The sequence below is a fragment of the Nocardia sp. NPDC051787 genome (genome assembly GCF_040681325.1).
In the GTDB taxonomy this organism is placed as follows: domain Bacteria; phylum Actinomycetota; class Actinomycetes; order Mycobacteriales; family Mycobacteriaceae; genus Nocardia.
The window spans coordinates 15,766-31,268 of the sequence record NZ_JBFAYO010000022.1; the positions used below are offsets into that span (position 1 = coordinate 15,766).

14 protein-coding genes and 2 pseudogenes are annotated in these 15,503 nt (G+C 67.1%); 6 read left to right on the forward strand and 10 right to left on the reverse strand.

Features of this window, described 5'->3' with window-relative positions:
* Positions 1-5: 5 nt before the first annotated feature.
* On the forward strand, positions 6-845 hold the full coding sequence (locus AB0M45_RS22630) for an SH3 domain-containing protein (RefSeq protein ID WP_364332460.1): 840 nt from the start codon (positions 6-8) through the stop codon (positions 843-845).
* A gap of 312 nt (positions 846-1,157) precedes the next feature.
* Here the strand turns inward: AB0M45_RS22630 and AB0M45_RS22635 are convergent.
* A pseudogene (locus AB0M45_RS22635) lies at positions 1,158-2,632 on the reverse strand (transposase).
* Positions 2,633-2,903: 271 nt separating this feature from the next.
* Positions 2,904-3,434 (reverse strand): annotated as a pseudogene (locus tag AB0M45_RS22640) (TetR/AcrR family transcriptional regulator); the annotation flags it as partial.
* Positions 3,435-3,581: 147 nt separating this feature from the next.
* On the opposite strand from AB0M45_RS22640, the gene AB0M45_RS22645 reads away from it, so the two are divergent.
* Positions 3,582-3,770 carry a hypothetical protein gene (locus AB0M45_RS22645; protein ID WP_364332463.1) on the forward strand — a complete coding sequence of 63 codons (189 nt, stop codon included), beginning with the start codon at positions 3,582-3,584 and terminating at the stop codon, positions 3,768-3,770.
* A gap of 441 nt (positions 3,771-4,211) precedes the next feature.
* Here AB0M45_RS22645 and AB0M45_RS22650 read toward each other — a convergent pair whose 3' ends face one another.
* Together AB0M45_RS22650 and AB0M45_RS22655 are read right to left on the reverse strand one after the other, a co-directional pair.
* Positions 4,212-5,642, reverse strand: coding sequence for an MFS transporter (locus AB0M45_RS22650; protein ID WP_364332466.1), 1,431 nt, complete (start codon positions 5,640-5,642; stop codon positions 4,212-4,214).
* Between the two features lie 13 nt (positions 5,643-5,655).
* Complete coding sequence (locus AB0M45_RS22655; RefSeq protein ID WP_364332469.1) at positions 5,656-6,453, reverse strand: thioesterase family protein; 798 nt, start codon at positions 6,451-6,453, stop codon at positions 5,656-5,658.
* A 55-nt stretch (positions 6,454-6,508) separates the two neighbouring features.
* Here AB0M45_RS22655 and AB0M45_RS22660 point away from each other — a divergent pair, with 55 nt between their 5' ends.
* From AB0M45_RS22660 to AB0M45_RS22670, 3 genes are read left to right on the forward strand one after another with little or no spacing between them, the layout of a single operon-like run.
* On the forward strand, positions 6,509-6,982 hold the full coding sequence (locus AB0M45_RS22660; protein ID WP_364332782.1) for a helix-turn-helix domain-containing protein: 474 nt from the start codon (positions 6,509-6,511) through the stop codon (positions 6,980-6,982).
* A 48-nt stretch (positions 6,983-7,030) separates the two neighbouring features.
* Complete coding sequence (locus AB0M45_RS22665) at positions 7,031-7,444, forward strand: NUDIX domain-containing protein (protein WP_364332472.1); 414 nt, start codon at positions 7,031-7,033, stop codon at positions 7,442-7,444.
* A 32-nt stretch (positions 7,445-7,476) separates the two neighbouring features.
* A complete protein-coding gene (locus tag AB0M45_RS22670; protein WP_364332475.1) occupies positions 7,477-7,974 on the forward strand; it encodes a hypothetical protein in 498 nt (165 codons plus the stop codon).
* Positions 7,975-8,050: 76 nt separating this feature from the next.
* Here AB0M45_RS22670 and AB0M45_RS22675 read toward each other — a convergent pair whose 3' ends face one another.
* The 4 genes from AB0M45_RS22675 to AB0M45_RS22690 are packed head-to-tail and all read right to left on the reverse strand — an operon-like array spanning position 8,051 to position 11,793.
* Positions 8,051-8,659 (reverse strand): ATP/GTP-binding protein, encoded by a 609-nt coding sequence (locus AB0M45_RS22675; protein WP_364332478.1) that lies wholly within the window; start codon positions 8,657-8,659, stop codon positions 8,051-8,053.
* Positions 8,640-9,014, reverse strand: coding sequence for a DUF742 domain-containing protein (locus AB0M45_RS22680; RefSeq protein ID WP_364332481.1), 375 nt, complete (start codon positions 9,012-9,014; stop codon positions 8,640-8,642). The genes AB0M45_RS22675 and AB0M45_RS22680 overlap by 20 nt, the downstream gene beginning before the upstream one ends.
* A complete protein-coding gene (locus AB0M45_RS22685; RefSeq protein WP_040778785.1) occupies positions 9,011-9,436 on the reverse strand; it encodes a roadblock/LC7 domain-containing protein in 426 nt (141 codons plus the stop codon). The genes AB0M45_RS22680 and AB0M45_RS22685 overlap by 4 nt, the downstream gene beginning before the upstream one ends.
* A gap of 2 nt (positions 9,437-9,438) precedes the next feature.
* Complete coding sequence (locus AB0M45_RS22690) at positions 9,439-11,793, reverse strand: ATP-binding protein (RefSeq protein ID WP_364332485.1); 2,355 nt, start codon at positions 11,791-11,793, stop codon at positions 9,439-9,441.
* Between the two features lie 275 nt (positions 11,794-12,068).
* Here AB0M45_RS22690 and AB0M45_RS22695 point away from each other — a divergent pair, with 275 nt between their 5' ends.
* Positions 12,069-13,622: a succinic semialdehyde dehydrogenase gene (locus AB0M45_RS22695; RefSeq protein WP_364332488.1), complete on the forward strand. Its 1,554-nt coding sequence runs from the start codon at positions 12,069-12,071 to the stop codon at positions 13,620-13,622.
* 66 nt (positions 13,623-13,688) lie between these two features.
* Here AB0M45_RS22695 and AB0M45_RS22700 read toward each other — a convergent pair whose 3' ends face one another.
* Both AB0M45_RS22700 and AB0M45_RS22705 read right to left on the reverse strand, forming a co-directional pair.
* Positions 13,689-14,078: a DUF779 domain-containing protein gene (locus tag AB0M45_RS22700; protein ID WP_364332491.1), complete on the reverse strand. Its 390-nt coding sequence runs from the start codon at positions 14,076-14,078 to the stop codon at positions 13,689-13,691.
* A gap of 165 nt (positions 14,079-14,243) precedes the next feature.
* Positions 14,244-15,464, reverse strand: a complete 1,221-nt coding sequence (locus AB0M45_RS22705; protein ID WP_364332494.1) for a GAF domain-containing protein — start codon at positions 15,462-15,464, stop codon at positions 14,244-14,246.
* Between the last annotated feature and the right edge of the window lie 39 nt (positions 15,465-15,503).

The window sequence follows — 15,503 nt, forward strand, 5'->3', positions numbered from 1 at the left end:
TATCGATGTTGCGACGGATTGCAATTTACCTCGGAGCGGGCTTTCTTCCAGTTTTGCTACTTGGCGGTTTTGGAATCTTGTTCTACGAGACCACGAACGACACACTAGTGGGAGGCGAAGAGGTCTCATACCTGAGCGGTGAAGCTAACATACGAAGTTGCCCCTCGGTCGAGTGTGCCTCAAGCGGACTATACTCGCCCGGGCAACAGGTCACCGTGGTAGGAAGAGCCAAATCTGATACCGACCAAGAATGGTCAGAAGTAAAGTACGGAGACTCGACAAGATTCATCAGGAGCGACTATCTAAAACCCTCATCAGCGACTATCGCAGGGATATTTGAATCACTATTCGTCCTGGGTACAGCATTCTCGATGCTCCTCATAACTCTTTGGACTGGGAGTGAAAGACTTCAGGATACAGCTGCGCGACATCCCCGTATCTTTGATGCTTCAATCATCAGCGTCACCCTCGGGGCCGGTATCGTATCCTGCGGTATCGGATACTTCTTTGCGCGCGCAGAAGGCGCGTCTCCAAGTTCGTTCTTATCCGATTCCTTCATCAATCTTGGTGCTGGCTTCGCTGGCGCTGCGGTAACTTTTGCTCTCTTTCAATCGCTACTAAGTAGGAGAAATTCTAGCGCTGAGCAGGTCGAAGGAATCGATGGACGAATCGCTCGACTTGAGCATAAGGTCGTATGTGTCGATGCCAAAATCGAGGATGTTTCAGATACAATCGATCGAATTGAAACGCGGCAAAGGCAGGGGCAGAATCGACGAAGCCCAAACTTTCCACAGCGAAGGTCCAATCCGAATTCAGGCAACCGCCGCACCAATCCGAGCCAATAGAAACACCTAGCTATTTAGTAGTTGGACCCGTTTCCCCGGGTTGAGTAGAAATAAGCTTGGAGTCGCCCAGTAGTATGGGGTTCATAGTTAGTTACGGCGCGCCGTATCTCCACCGAGGAGCCCAAGGCGTAGACGGTAGTGTTCGTTCTGTAGGAGAGTCGGTCGGTGGTTGAGGTGGCACGCAACACGGATATACGGCATACCTCAGTGCGCAGCCTCGCGAAGTACGCAAGGGTGTCCGACGGTGGGTTGCGCCGGTATCAAGCCGACAGCGGCCCGGCCGCCTCGCCGACGACCAGGCCGCTGACCACGTCATTCGGTTTCGTCGGCAACATCCGGATCACGCAAGGGCCGGTGTTCTCCGCCGAGGTCGGGCAGGTGAAAGCTGTAGTGCCCGTCCAGTCCGATGTGCTCGCGCACGAACGGCGACAACCGGGCCGCGTCGGCATCGTCGACCGGATAGTTCTGGTTACGCAGCTCGTTGAGTGCGCGGTTGAGATACACGGTGTTCCATAGCACCACGCAGTTCAGGACCAGGCCGAGCAAGAGTTGATCTTCCATGCCGTCGTGGTAGGCGCGGTAGATTTCGCCCTTGCGGCCGTGGAAGATCCGGCGTGCGAGGTCGTGGCGGCCTTCGGTGAGGTTGGATTGGGCCTTGCCCTCGCGCCGATAGGGTTCGTCGTCGGCCAGGCGCAGGATGTGCAGGGTCTTGTGGATGCGCCCGTAGTGGGCGATGGCTTGGCCGATCGAGGTGGGGTTGCCGTCGCGGGAGATCATGCGGGTAACTTCGTGCCCGGACACCTCGTCGGCGTGCATCGATACCGCGATGCGGCACATGTCTTCCCAATGCTGCGAGATCCGGTCCAGGTCTATGCGTCCGCGCGCGGCCTTGTCCAGCGGCCCGTAGTGGGCGGCCGTGTCGACACGCCACAACCGTTGGTCGGGAAGGTTTTCAGCTGGGGCCGGTATGTGCGGCCCAGCAAGTGCAGCAGCCCGAACACGATATCGCTGAAACTACCGGTGTCGGTGATGATCTGGTCGGGAAGTTTGCCTCTCTGCTGGCGCAGCACCACATCGACCGCGTACAGCGAATCGCGGGGAGTGCCCGACAGCACCATCGCCGACAGGCCCGCCGCTTGGTCGTTGATCATGTTGAGCCAAGTTGCCCCTTTCGACCTGCCGAAATATTTCGGGTTCGGTCGGGCGTGGTGGGTGCGGACCGGCACCACGAACCGGATCCCGTCCACCGAGGCGACCAGGCCGCCGCCCCACAACCGCGCCAGGCCGATGTCGGCCTGGGCGTCCACGAGCACGGCGTTGGCGGCGGCGAGGGTATCGAACCGCAGATAGTGCTGATCGACATGATGGAGCCGGTCGCGGGTCAGCGCCTCCACCCCGAGGGAGGCAACCGGTTTGAAGCCGACGTTCATCGCGTGCGCACACAGCACCGCGGCCACCGACAACCCCAGATCACCGACGCGGGCCGGATTGCCCGACACGTGGGTGAACGCCTCGATGAACTCCGGATGCCACGACATGACCTCCACCACCAACTCCGGCAGATCCAGCCGCGGCAGCATCGCCTCCACCCGAACTCGCAGGTCGATCAGTGACGGCGGATCCGGTGTCGCGGTCAACGCGGCGACATGCAGTTTCCCGTCGGCGTCCACGCTGGCCGGGGCATCGTCACCGAGCCGGGCGGCCAGCTCACAGTAGGCGGCATCGAGTGCGGCGGCGTGGCCGACCAGCAGCGGGTGCGGGTTGTCGGGCAGACCGAGCGCGTTCATGCCCGCTTCGCGGGCCTGTTCCCACGCCACCCCCGACAGCAGATGTGCTCGCGGATCCCGCCACTTCGAAGAGCGCTCGGCGAAGATGTTGCGGTGCTTGAGATTCCGATGGAAATGCTCCAACAGGTACAGAGTGTAGGCGGCACGGTCCACCGTCCCTTCGGGCCGATCGGGCGGGTAGACCAGGCGCTGCCAGCCACCGGTGACCAGGTCGTGGTTCACCCGCCGCGCATCCAGCCACCGGGCGGGCGCTGGAGCGCGAACCGGTGTGCCGAGGCAACACTCTGTGCACCTGGGCGTCGATCGTGTGCACGAGCATTCGCGCGGTCAGCTCGATGTTCTCGCCGCCGCGCCCGCACCGGTCGAGGTGGAAGGCAACCTCATCGACAAGGTGGTCCTCGAAGGCCCGCAGCGCGTCCAGGTCTGCCGCTGCCTGCGGTGCCAGCCGGTGCATGAGCGCGTGCAGCGCGGGCCGGTCCCGGTGCAGTTCGACAACGGCGTCGAGGATCACCCGCAGGGTCTCGTCGAGCAATGGCCTGGCGGTCCGCAACTCCGTGAACACCCTGTCGAGTCGGGCACCGGCCTCCGCGACATGCCGTTCGGCCAGGACACGCAACAGAGCGTGCTTGTTCGGGAAGTACTGGTACAGCGTCCCGATCGAAACCCCGGCCCGTTCGGCAATACGGTTGGTGGTTGCGGCCAAGCCCTCCCGGGAAAACATTTGCGCGGCCGCTTCCAGCAACGTATCCACCATCTCCCGGGAACGCTGCTGCCGCGGAATCCGTCGCGGACCATCAACCATGTCATCAGCACAGTAGCAGCGACACGATGAAGACATATGAGTCCGTGATAGTGACGGCTCGGAATGCGAATAGGTAGCACGGGCACCCGGGAGGGGCCGCTCCTCCTCGGTACCGGTAATGCGGACGGCACCGGCGACAGGGTAATAGTGGCCGCCGACACCCGCGAACTGGCCGCCGACTACTGCCGTCGCAACGTCGCGGTCCGCTTCATGGAATATCCGGGCGCCGATCACCTCGTGGACGGAATCCTGTTCCCGCCGGCCGCGCAGAGCTTCCTGCAGGCTGGCTTCGACGGCGCCGCGTTCGACAACAACTGTGCCGCACTTGTTCAATGATATGCCGACATCGGCTCTGACGCTGACGGGGTAAGGGAGCATTCGCCGGAGATCGGGCGCTGAGCCGGCTGCCGATGTCGCCACAACGGGTGGCCAATCCTGCGATTCGATATTCGCGGGTTCCCGGTAGGGTCGTCACCCCGGTGAATTCAGGGGAAGTGGACGCCACTGCCGTTGCTAAGTGAAAACGATGCGCCCGGAGCCGAGGTCGACTTGCACGACCCGGGGCGTGGCGGATCGGCTTCCCGGGCCCCGCGACATCGCTGCCGGCGACTCCTCGGGCAACTGGGCGGGACGAATCAGCTATGTGATGGTGACGCCGGTGTCCAGGTACCAGGAACGCCCGATGACCGGCTGCCCGGAGGTCGTCTGGTGATTCGGCAAATTGGTCAGCTGAACCGGCCAGGTGTCATCGCCCACGACACCGCGATAGGCAGCAGATCAGGTGGCGGCCGGTTCGGTGGCCGGATCATGTTGTGCGACAGGGGATCCTGGCATCCGCGCGGCAGTTCCGATCAGGCCCGCGATCACGGCGACCGCTGCTGTCACGTACCACCCGCGCTGGAAGGCGTCGAGTGTCGCCTCCGGCCCAGAGGGGGAGCCGAGCACCGCGACGAGGACCGCCACTCCGACGGCGAGGCCGATCTGTCGTGCCATGCTCAGCACCGCGGACCCGGTGGCGAATCGCTGGGGTGGCAATCCGCTGGTTCCCGCCGCGAAGGCGGTCGGTAGTGTCAGCCCGACACCGATGCCGCTGACCGCCATGCCGCCGAGCAGCCCGCCCACGTAGTCGGGTTGCAAGGTGATCGCCTGCGCCCACCACAGCATTGCCGCGCCGAAGACGATCCCGCCCGCCGCGATGACCGGCCCGGCGCCGATCCTGCCGATCAGGCGCCCGGCGAGGACTGCCACCACCGGCACCATCAGTGGTCCCGGCGCGATGGCCAAGCCGGTGCGAAGGGCCGACCAACCCCAGACGTTCTGCGCCCACAAGACCACCGACAGCAGCATCGCCCCGAAGGCGACATTGAAGAACACCGCGTTGCCGGTCATCAGCGCAAAATTGGGGGCGCGCAACAGCGCCGGGTCGACCACCGGACTGTGGTGGCGGGCTGAGGAGACGACAAACGCCACAGTCAGAATCGCCGCCACGGCAAAGGCGCCCAGCACCCCGTCCGCCGACCAACCCCAGTCCTCGCCCTTGACCAGCCCGAGCACGAGCGCGGCGATCGCACCGACCAGCAGCGTCGCACCGACCAGATCGGGCAGCTTGCCTCCGTCGCCGGGCGGGTCGGGCAGCATCCGCAGTCCGAGAACGACCGCGACCAGCCCGATCGGCACATTCACCAGAAAGACCCAGCGCCAGTCGAATTCGACTAGAACGCCACCCAGGACGGGCCCGAGCGCCGCGCCGAGTCCACCGAACGCAACCCACAGCCGAACCGCGGCGGCTCGCCGCTGCGGCGGGCTCGCCGCGAGCACCAAACCGAGTGATGCCGGGGTCAGCAGGGCGCCGCCAACCGCCTGGATCGCTCGGAACACCACCAGCGATCCAACGTCCCACGCGGTCGCGCACAGCGCCGATCCGATGACGAACACCGCGAGCCCGAGCAGAAATGTGGTGCGGATGCTGCCGCGGTCACCGAGTCGCCCCGCTGGGACCAGCAGCGCGGCGAACATGATCGCATAGGCGTTGAGCACCCAGGACAGTCCGGAGAGCTTCGCTCCGGCGAAGTCGGCGGCCATGTCCGGCAGTGCGACGTTGACGATGAACAAGTCCAGGCTCGACAGCAGCACGCCGACCGAGACAAGCGCGAGCACGATCCGGAAGTCGGCGGCGGGCCGATGCACGGCCGCGGCAGGGGAATTCACGATTGTCTCCCTTTCAGCCGAGTACGCGGCGGGTCTGCCGGGCCGAGGCGAGCAGCCTGCCCTCCCGGTTCCAGATACAGATGTCGTCCACCGACCAACCGCCGCCGGTGGAGGCGTTCGTGGCACGCATCAGCACGGGCTGGCGTCCGGCGGGCTCACGGTGCAGGTACATCGACTGCGCCACGGTGGGGACGGCGACGGGCGCGCGCAGCGTGGGGAACACGGCGGGCGGCAGCGCGTCGGCCAGGATGGCAAGCGTCGCCGCATTCGTCGGCAGCTCGGGGACCAGGCTGATCCACGCGCACATCATGCGTTCGTCCGCGCCGGTGAGCGGCAGCGGTCCCGCGCACGGGCGGATGTCGAAATGAGCTCCTACCGGCACGATTTCCGGCGGCAGGAGGAACTTCGCACATGCTTCGGGGCCGGGCACCTCCGGTGCGGGGTCGCCTGCGTAGTCGTCGACGCCCGTCGCCACCGTGCGTCCGAGCGTGATGGAGGCCGCGGCGATCGGGCTGCCGTCTTGATCGGCTCGCACCTCCAATACGGCGGTGCTGCGGCCGACCGTGTGCTCCGTCGCGTGGAAAGACAGTGCGCCTTCGGTGGGACGGCCGAGGAAACGCAGGTCTACCGCCCGCACCGGCAGCGGATCGGTAGCCGCTTCGCGTGCCACCTCGACGAGCAGAGCGGCGATCACGCCGCCGTGTGGTCCGGTCCAGCCGCGCCAGGTCCGGTCGACTCGCGCCTGCCAGCCGTCGCCGGTCTCGGTCAGCGCGAATTCATCGGCGAGCGTCCGCGCAGTGAGTTGCATCATGCAACGAACCATAAAGGTAGTGAGTTCCATGAAGCAACTGACTATGCTGACGGGTATGCGCAGGACGAGCTTCGAGGACATGAACTGCTCGCTGGCCCAGTGCCTCGAGGTGGTCGGGGAGTGGTGGACGCTGCTGATCGTGCGGGACGCGCTGTTCGGCGTGACGCGCTTCGACGACTTCCGCGCCCGCCTCGGCATAGCCCGCAATGTGCTGACCCAGCGCCTGGAGCATCTGATCGACCACGGCGTGCTCACCCGGGAGCCCTACCAGGACAACCCGGTTCGCTACGACTACCGCCTGACCCCGAAAGGGCGTTCGCTGTGGCTGGTGGTCACGGCGATGCGCCAATGGGGCGACGAATGGGCCGCCCCGGACGGTCCGCCGGTGCAGACGCGGCACACCGGTTGCGGAAACCTCATGACCATCGAGCCGGTGTGCTCCGAGTGCGGAGAGCATGTCGGCGCCCGCGATCTGCGTCCGGTCCTCGGGCCGGGTGCCAAGGACGCATCCCTGCTTCCGTCCGGCTGATCGCCAGGCCGCGCGGCACGGCAGGCGATGCGGCGTTAGGCTGCGGCGGTGGCGGACGGGCGAGTGCGGCAGTTGATCGACACGGTGGCGTGGGTGCGGATCGAGGACGGACGGATCCTGTGCGCCAGACCGCGCGGCAAGGACGTCTTCTATATTCCCGGCGGCAAACGCGAGGGTACTGAGAGCGATATCCAGACGCTGGTACGCGAGATCGAAGAGGAACTCACCGTCGCGCTGCTGCCCGAGACCGCCGCGCACGTGGGTACCTACGAAGCCGCGGACGGCCCCGCGGACGCCGCGGTGGTGCGGATGAGTTGCTACACCGCCGACTATCGCGGAACGCTCGCCGCCAGTAGCGAAATCGAAGAGGTCGCGTGGTTCCGCTACGCCGACCGCGTTCTTGTTCCGCCGGTCGACCAGTTGCTGTTCGACGATCTGGTGAACGCCGGTCTGCTGGGGTGAATTGCGGGCCGAACAGCGCTACCGTCGGCGCTATGTCGTGGCTTCGGGCACTCCTTCAGTATGCGGGGTATGCGCTGTGGGCATTGCCGCTGGCGATACGGCGGATTCCGACCCGGTTGCGGGTGCCGCGGCGGATGCTCGGCGAATCCGTTCTTCCGCATAAATTCTCGGTCGCACGGTCGGTGTCGCACTCGGTGCTCAGCGGCGCGATGGGCCTGCTGGCGTGGTTCCTGGCGTTTCTCGCGGTCGTCGCCGCGATCCGGGGGATCTGCTATCCGCTGATCGCGGGCGACAATCTCGAAGGGTCCTGGGGCGGTCCGTCGTTGGCGGGTGCGTGGGCGGTGCACGCCGTTCTGGGCGTCGGTTTGCTGCCGGTCTGGCTGCTGGTCTCGGCCGGCCTCGGCGCGTTCCAGGTGCGGCTCACCCGCGGCCTGCTCGGCCGAAATGGTCTATGGTGGCCCGCTCCGGTCGCGGTGGTGCTGGCCGGGGGCGGCGCACTGCTGTTCCTGGCCTGGCTGCGGCAGGTGTGAAAGCTCAGCCGAAGCCCCGGAGCACTGCCGCCAGGGCAACTCGACAACAGACCGGGCGAGGATGGGCGCGGTCCGCTCAGGTGGTGACCTGCGCGCGGTGCACGCGCTGCGCGCGTTGGATCAGATGCTCGACGAGGGTGAGCAGCACGGTCTTGCACGAGCCGCGGTCACGGGCGTCGCACAGCATCACCGGAGTGACCGCGTCGAGGTCGAGCGCGTCGCGCACTTCATCGATCGTGTAGTGCGGTGCCCCGTCGAAGCAGTTCACCCCGACCATGAACGGCAGGCCGCGGCGCTCGAAGAAGTCCACGGCGGCAAAGGAATTGCCCAACCTGCGGGTGTCCGCGAGCACCACGGCGCCCAGCGCGCCGCGCGCCAGCTCGTCCCACAGGAACCAGAACCGGTCCTGGCCGGGGGTGCCGAACAAGTAGAGCACCAGGTTGCGGTCGATGGTGAGCCTGCCGAAGTCCAGCGCGACCGTGGTCGTGGACTTCTGCTCGACGCCGGAGAGGTCGTCTATGCCGGTGCTCATCTCGGTGATCAGCTCTTCGGTGCGCAGTGGCGCGCATTCGCTGATCGCCGAGACCATGGTGGTCTTGCCTACGCCGAACCCACCGGCGACGAGGATCTTGACCGACGCGGCCAGCTGCGGTGTGCCGCTCGGGTCAAATTTTACGGATTCCATCCAGTACCGCTCGCAATATCTTGAGGTCATCGGGGCCGGCCTCCGTCGGAACGGGGGCGCGGAAGATTAATTGCCCATCGCCGATCAGATCACCGACGAGGATCTTGGTCACCGCAAGCGGAAACCGCAACTGGGCGGACACTTCGGCGACGGTCTGTGAAACCCGGCATAGCCGAAGAATATCCACGTACTCCGGTTCGAAACGTCGCGGGGCGGTTGCGGAGTTGTCCACGACCACGGTCGTGAGCATATCCAGTTCGGGTCCGGAGCCGGTGGTTCGTCCGCGCGTGAGCGCGTAGGGACGCACCAGCGGGCCTGCCGCCTCGTCGAACCAGGGCTCACGCGGGTTGGTCATGGCAGGTTGGGCTCGACCTGTCCGACGAGGTCCTGCCGCGGTGTGGTGGACAGGTAACTGCCGACGCGCTGGACGGTCAGGTTCATCTCGTAGGCGACCATGCCGAGATTCGCCGACTCGGCGGCTTGCAATGCGAGGCAAGCGTTGTCGCCCGCGGAGGTGACGAACAGCACCGCGCGGTCGAGTTCGATGACAGCTTGGCGGACGCCGCCGCCGTCGAACCGGTTGCCCGCACTGCGCGCCAGCCCGTATAGCGCCGACGACATCGCGCCGAAGTGTTCGGCGTCCTCGCGGCTCATGCCGCTGGAGCGGCCGAGTAGTAGACCATCGGTGGACAGCACCACCGCGTGGCGCACGCCCGCCAGCCGGTCGACGAGATCGTCCAGCAGCCAGTTGAGATCACCTGCGGGAGAAATGGACACCCCTAGCCTTCCTGTTCATCGGAAATGATGGCGCGGCGGCCCTGCCGCGTCCCGTTCTCGATGGCGGACATCAGATCGCGGGCCTGTTCGGCGGAGCGTGCGGGCTGCGTGGACGCGGCCTGCCCCTGGATCGGCTGCGCCAGTTGCGGTGCGAGATTGGTCTGTCGGTTCCGCCGGGGCAGCGCGGGGCGGCCGTCCGGGCCCGGTTCGGGCGGCGCCTCGGTGAACGGTCGAGGTGCGTAGCGCGGCGGCGCCGGCTCGCCGGCGAGCGTGGCCACCGAGTACGTGCCGGTCGACGTCGGATCCGCCGCGCCCGCGAGCGTCGCGGTGACGCCGCGGCGACTGCCCGGATCGGTGAGCTGCGCTGGAGCCGGCGGCGTGTCGGGCTCGCCCGTGATGAGCGCGGTCGGGATGATCACGATTGCCTTGATCCCGCCGTAGTCGGAATCCGACAACCGCACCGCGATGCCGTGGCGCGCGGCCAGCTGGGCGACCACGAACAACCCGAGCCGGGAGTCGGCCGACAAGGCGGCGACACCGAAGTCGGGCGGGGTGCGCAGCATCTCGTTCGTCTTGATCACCTCGTCCTCGGACATGCCCATGCCCTGATCGGTGATCTCGACCATCACGCCCTTGCCGACCACGTTGCCGGTCACTTCGACACGCGATTGCGGCGGGGAGAATGAGGTGGCGTTGTCCACCAGTTCGGCGAGCAGGTGGATGAGGTCGGCGACCACGGCGCCGAGCACCCGGGTCTCCGGTAGCCGGGCCACCCGGACCCTGGCGTAGTCCAGAGTCTCGCCGACCGCGCTGCGCACCAGATCCACCAGCGGAACGGGGTTGCGCCACTGTCTGCCCGGCTTGCCGCCGCCGAGAATGGTGAGGTTTTCGGCGTTGCGGCGCTCCCGGGTGGCCAGGTGGTCGAGGCGGAAGAGGGTGTCGAGCAGGACCGGGTCTTCCTGCCGCTGCTCGGCCTCGTCGAGGATCTCCAGCTGCCGGTGCACCACGATCTGGCTGCGGTGCGCGATGTTCAGGAACACCGCCTTCACGCCCTCGCGGGTGCGGGCTTCGGCCACCGCGGCGGCGACGGCCGCGGAGTGCGCGTGCTGGAACGCCTTGGCGACCTGGCCGATCTCGTCGTGTCCGTAGTCCAGGTCGGGGGATTCGGCCGCGGGATCGACGGCTTCGCCGTTGCGCAGCCTGCGCATCGTGTCCGGCAGGCGCTCGTCGGCCAGCGCGAGTGTCTCGCCGCGTAGCCGCTTCAGCCGGCGAATGACGCGGTTGGCGATCACCACGGCGACGAGAAACGCCAGCCCGCTGACCACGAGCACGCCGCCGCCCGCCACGGCGGACCTGGTCGCGGCGGCTGCGGCCTTGTCCTCGGCGAGTTTCTGCGAGGCCCGGTTGTGCGCGGTCCATGCGTCGATGAGGCCCCGGCTGACTTCGGTGGCGGCGCTGTGCCATTCCTGCGTGCTCAAGGGCAATGGGGGCGGGCCGGTGGGACGCGCGCCGCTGCCGGACGTGCTCGAGCTGGTCGAACCGGTTGGCGTGGGGGCAGCGGCCGGGACGGGTGCCATGGCGCGCTGGGCGATGGCGTTCTCCATCGCGGTCAGCTGCTGCCAGGCCGTCCCCGCGGTCAGCGCTTGGAGGTGCTGCTGCTCCGCGCCCTCGAGTTCGGCGCTGAGCGCGGTGATCTCGGTGTGGTAGAAGCCGATCTGCCGGAGGTATTCCTCCGCCGGGATGAGTGAGGGATGGATGCCGTCGCCGAATATCGCGCCGAGCGCGTTGCTGCGCGCCATCGCCTCACTGGCGTTGAACAACCGCATGCCGGTGGCGATGCGGACGGCGATCTCACTGTCCGGCGCGGTCTGCTCGGCGACTTTGGTGCCCACCGAGATCACGTCGAGCAGCCGGTTGAAGAACATATAGGCGTCCGCGGGCGGTAGCGCGGCCGCGTCGACGCCCGAACGTACCGCGGTCATGTTCTGCGTGAGCGTGGTGAAATTGGCGACGTTGTCGCCGAGCTTCGAGTCGTCGACGTCGCGGAGGCCCTCCGAAGCCTCGACGAGGCCGCGCAGGGCGGCGTCCAAGCGCATCCGCGCGGCGCCGAGGGCGGGCGCGACGGTGCCGTCGCCGGAGAGCTGAGTGAGCGTGAGGTGGCGTTCCAGTTGGACCGCCTCCATTAGTTCCCTGGTGGAGGGGATGGCCTTCTGGTTCTCCGCGGCCCAGTCCTTCGCTTTCGTTCCCTCGGCCACCAGATAGCTCGCAGCGCCCACGCCGACGACAAGCAGAGTCAGGCTCGGGATGAGCGCGATTGCCAGAATCCGGGTGCGGACGCCGAGCCTCGCTCTGAACATCGGAACAACGTAATCGACAATTCAGGCCATCCGGGCGTCCTGTCCCGGTGAGTGGGACTTGATTTGACTCAAGGCGTGTCATTGTGGACGCTGCTCGATTCGGTCGCCAAAGTGATTGCCTCAGCGCATAACTGGAGTATGCGATATGCGGCGCGGATCCGCAGCGTCCGCCCCACGGCGCTCGCCGCGGTGGACCGTCCGCGTACCGCGGATATCTGGCCGACGGCGGCGTAGATTGTGTGTATCCCTAAGTTACCCACAAGTAGGAGGCGACGATGCCCGCGCCGGAAGCCGACGTATTCGACCGCCTGAGCGCGCTGGCCGCGATCGAGGCACCCGCCGAACGGCAACACAAGACGATCGCCGAGACGTTCACCGGCAACCCGCTCGGCAGCGTGCCGGTGGGCACCGCGTCCGACGTCACGGCCGCTTTCGACAAGGCCCACGTGGCGCAGGAGCGCTGGGCGGCGCGGCCGGTGGCCGAACGCGCCGCGGTGCTGGACCGCTATCGGGCGCTGGTAGTGCGGCACCGCGAGTTCCTGATGGACGTGCTACAGGCCGAGACGGGCAAAGCACGCTGGGCGGCCCAGGAAGAAATCATGGGCCTGATGTTCGCGGCCCGCTACTTCGCCAAGGTCGCCCCCCGCTTACTGGACACCCACCGGGTACCGGGGGCCTTCCCGGTGCTCAACCGCATGTCCGTTCGCTCCCAGCCCAAGGGCGTGGTCGGCGTCATCGCACCGTGGAACTACCCGCTGTTGCTCTCGATCGGCGATTCCATTCCGGCGCTCATCGCGGGCAACGCCGTAGTGGTCAAACCCGACAGCCAGACCCCGTTCTCCACGCTGGCCGGAGCCGAATTGCTCTACCAGGCGGGTCTGCCGCGTGAGCTGCTGGCGGTCGTGCCCGGCCCGGGGGCCGTGGTCGGAACCGCGATCGTCGACGCGTGCGACTATCTGATGTTCACCGGGTCCTCGCACACCGGCCGCCACCTGGCCGAGCAGTGTGGCCGCAGACTGATCGGCTTCTCCGCCGAACTCGGCGGCAAGAACCCGATGATCGTCGCCAAGGGCGCCGACCTGGACAAGGCCGCCAAGGCCGCCGTGCGCGCCTGCTTCTCCAACGCCGGACAGCTCTGCATTTCCATCGAGCGGCTCTACGTCGAGCGGGACGTCGCGGAGGCGTTCACCGAGAAATTCGTCGCCGCCGTGAACGCCGCGAAACTCGGTGCATCCTATGACTTTTCGGCCGACATCGGCAGCCTCATCTCCGAAGCACAGTTGGAGACGGTGTCCAAGCACGTCGCGGACGCCACCGGCAAGGGCGCGAAGGTGCTGACCGGCGGCAACGCCCGGCCGGACCTGGGTCCGCTGTTCTTCGAGCCAACGGTGCTGGCCGAGGTGACCGCCGAGATGGAGTGCGGCCGCAACGAAACCTTCGGCCCGCTGGTGTCGATCTACCCCGTCGACAGCGTCGACGAGGCCGTGCGGCTGGCCAATGACACCGACTACGGCCTCAATGCCTCGGTCTGGGCGGCGAGCAAGTCCGAGGGCGAACGCATCGCGGCGCGGTTGCACGCGGGCACCGTGTGCGTGGACGAAGGCTACGCACCGGCCTGGGGCAGCACCGCGGCTCCGATGGGCGGCATGGGCATCTCCGGTGTCGGCCGCCGCCATGGCCCCGATGGCCTGCTGAAGTTCACCGAACCGCAGTCCATCGTGGTGACCCGGTTCCTGAATCTCGATGCGCCGAAGCTGTTCCCGAAGGGCAAGTGGCAGCCGTTCCTGATGATCATCGCCCGCATCCTGCGCTTCCTGCCCGGACGCTGAGGCACGATGTCCGCCCGGGTGGTCGTGCCCACCCGGGCGGACGCCCCGCCGGTTCGCTGACGCAGCTCAAGCCAACCGGTCGGCTCCGGTGCGCGGCGGCCCGCCGTCCGCGAGCGCCGCTGCTTCCTCGTCGGTGAGCAACCGTGTTCTGACGACGAAGTGCGTGTCCTCGGTCGCGCGGCCGCCGCATTCGACCACGTCCAGGGTCAGATGGGTGTGCTTCCAACGTTCGTATTGTTCTGCGCTGACCCAGAATTCGGTGTGCCACGGCAGACTGCCCAACAGCATGTCCGCGCTGCCGATTCGGGCCTGGCGGATGGGCAGGCACCTCGGCGAATTCCCGTCGCGATATCCGCCGGACTGGTGGAACAGCACCGCGCCGTGCTGTTCGATCATGCGGCGCAACACGACCCTGGCGCGGTCGGTGATATCCACCCGGCGGATTCGCCGCGCCATCGCCGCGCCGTCCGTCAGGTGTCGATGGCGTGGGCGTAGGGGGTCGGATAGCCGACGATGCCGCTGGCCCGTCCCCGCTCTGGTGTAGGTCATGATTCCTCGCAGATCTCTCGGATCGGGCCCACTATGGTCGGCCGAGGTTGGTGCGAGGTTGGTGCGAAAAGGCTAGTCGTGCAAGGCGGTGTGCAGCCGGGCGGCAACAACCGCACGGCGGACATCGTCGGGCGGCAACAACCGCAACGCGTGCTCGTGCACCTCGATATCGCCCGGTGCGCGCTCGCCGAACGCCACCGCGTGCTCGGCGCGGTCACTGGCGAGCACGGCGGTCCGCACGCCCACGTCGAGATAGTGGCGCCACTGAAGCACGCCCGGGGTCTCCGATCCGGGCAACAGCGGACCGCGATACAGCCAGACCGCCGAGGTGGTGTCGCCCGCCCTGATGGCAGCCAGCAGGTCGACGGCGTCGCAGGTCACCGCGCCGGTCAAAACGTAACGGCGATTGCTGATTTCGCCGCCGGTGGCACGGCGCAGATGCGAGACGTCGGCCTTCAGGGTGCTGGTGGAGACCGAGCGGTCACCATAGATGACGTCGTGCAACTGCTCGGGGGTGAAGCCCTCCGGCTGGAGCGCCAGCAGCGCAAGGATCTCCAGTTGCCGGGGCGGCAGCCGCAGCGGTCTGCCGTCGCGCGACAGGCGAGCGGTACCGAGGCATTCCAGCCGCACTCCCGGCGCCGGCGCGGGCTCGGCGCTGCGCAGCATCGTCTCCGCCGCCGTGGCCAGCGCTCGCACCGAGGCGAGCACCGCTGGGTGGGATCGGTCCCAGTAGCTGGACAGATCCAGCACACCGATCACTCTGCCGTCGGGCCCGTGGATCGGCGCGCAGTAGCACACCCAGCCGTGCAGCGCGGCGACCAGATGCTCGGCGGAGAACACCGACACCGCGCGGTCGCTGTGCAGCGAGAGCCCCACACCGTTGGTGCCCATATGACTTTCGTCCCAGCAGCCGCCGGGAGCGAAGTTCACCTGCTCGGCTTGCTTGCGCAGCGCGCGATCACCGCAGGACCACAGTACGGTGCCGTCGGGGTCGGTGACCACGGCCAGGTAGCCGGAGTCCTCGGTGATGGCGCGCAGCTCGCTCGCCAGCGTTGTCACGGGTCCGCGCAGCGGGGAGGCAGCCCATCGGTCTCCGACGTCGTCCACTCCCGGTGCGACGGTGCGACCGGGATCGACGGTGCGCAGCGAACGCCGCCAGGATTGCGCCACGTCATTGCGGAGCACGGTATTTCGGGGTGCGGGTGGGGGTGTGGTGTGTGGAGCCGCCGCCCAGCGCTCCCATTCTCGTTCCAGTTCGGTCCGCTGCTCGGTAAGGGTGCGGAACTGCGCCACGTGGAAGACCCATCGTCGTCGTGTGAGCTCATCTTCGCT